Source organism: Sphingomonas segetis (assembly GCF_009720245.1).
Lineage (GTDB): Bacteria > Pseudomonadota > Alphaproteobacteria > Sphingomonadales > Sphingomonadaceae > Sphingomicrobium > Sphingomicrobium segetis.
The window spans coordinates 1-1316 of record NZ_WJSQ01000285.1 but is presented as its reverse complement, the minus strand read 5'-3'; the positions used below and the strand labels follow the sequence as shown (position 1 = coordinate 1316).

Sequence of the window (1316 nt, the reverse complement as noted above, 5' to 3'; positions counted from 1 at the left end):
ACTCGCCGTCGGCCCGCGCCGCGATCGCAATCTCCGCGGCGCGCGGCTCCGCCGCCTGGCAGGCGTTGCGCAGCAGGTTCATCAGCACCTGCTCGACCTGGGTCGGGTTGACCTCGACCGAGTCGCGCTCGCCGGCAATGTCGGTGCGGATCCTCGCATCCTCCCCGACCCCTCCCGCGCGCAACGCGGCCACGGCCCGCTCGACCATCGCCTTGAGCGAGGCGCGCTCACGCACAGGCTCGGCGTTGCTGACCAGGTCGCGCGCGTGGCGGATGATGTCGCTGGTCCGCTGGATTTCCGCCTCGGAGTGGCCGAGCGCGGTGACCACCGCCTCCTTTTCCTCCCCCTCGAGCCGCCCCGCGAGCCGCTTGGTCGCCGCGATATAGTTGCGCGCGGCGGCAAGCGGCTGGTTGAGCTCGTGCGCGAGGGTTGCCGCCATCGCTCCGAGCGCGCTGTGGGTATGCGCCTGCTGGAGTTCGGACTGGAGCCGCAGCGCCCGCTGCTGCGAGGCCTTGAGATGCGCCGCGAACACCAGCATCGCCGCCCCGGTGACGAGGAACACGATCAGGCTCGCCACGCTTTCCGCCGGCATCGCCGACCAGTCGCCCGGCCGAACGAACGCGACGAGCCCGGCGACGAGGCTCAGCACGATCGCGAAAAGCGCCGGCCGCACGCCATAGCGCCCGGCGGCAACGACGATCGCGATCGTGAACAGCAGCCACGGCGAGCGCTGCCCCAGGACCGGGGTCAGTCCCAGCCTGACGAGATACGCAAAAAGGACGAAAACAGCCGCCGCAAGGAAGGGATGGTCAGTGTCTTTCAACGCGGCGGCCCGGCCCCCTTTCCCCGAACGCATCCCGGCCCACGACAGGCCCCGCGCGCTCGAACGCAAAATGTCGAAAACCCGGTCTCGAGTGCAATTTGGAGCACCCCACGAATGGTGGACCGAGCAGCCGCACTAAAGGCCGGGTCGACCGTCCCTGTCAACCGCGGAGCCGCCGGGCGCCGAGTCCCCTCTCCTTCGCCTCCATGTCCTCCAACCGCCACCCGCCGAACAGCGCCACCCCCTCGTGATGCGGCGCCTTCGCCGGATCCGCCGTCGACCACCCCGTCACCTGCGCCAAATCAGGTAATCCGGAACCCGCCTCGTCATCCCCGCGAAAGCGGGGACCCAGCCCCAGCTCCCGCCGAACCGCCTCCCCGGCCGGCCCCCACGCCGGCTCGCCGCGCTCGCTGCGAAGCGCCTCGGCCACCTCGAACGCCTCGCGATCGCGCCGAATCTGCTCCTCGTACATCGCCGACAGCCGCGCCGAATG

General features: G+C 70.7%; 2 protein-coding genes. Both read right to left on the bottom strand.

The genetic code is table 11. The annotated features are described in order from the left end of the window. Positions 1-823 (bottom strand): DUF4118 domain-containing protein (locus tag GH737_RS14795; RefSeq protein ID WP_196233248.1); only part of this gene is annotated, 823 nt, incomplete at its 3' end. 160 nt (positions 824-983) lie between these two features. Further along, positions 984-1316: hypothetical protein (locus GH737_RS15610; RefSeq protein WP_196233247.1), on the bottom strand; the 333-nt coding region annotated here is incomplete at its 5' end.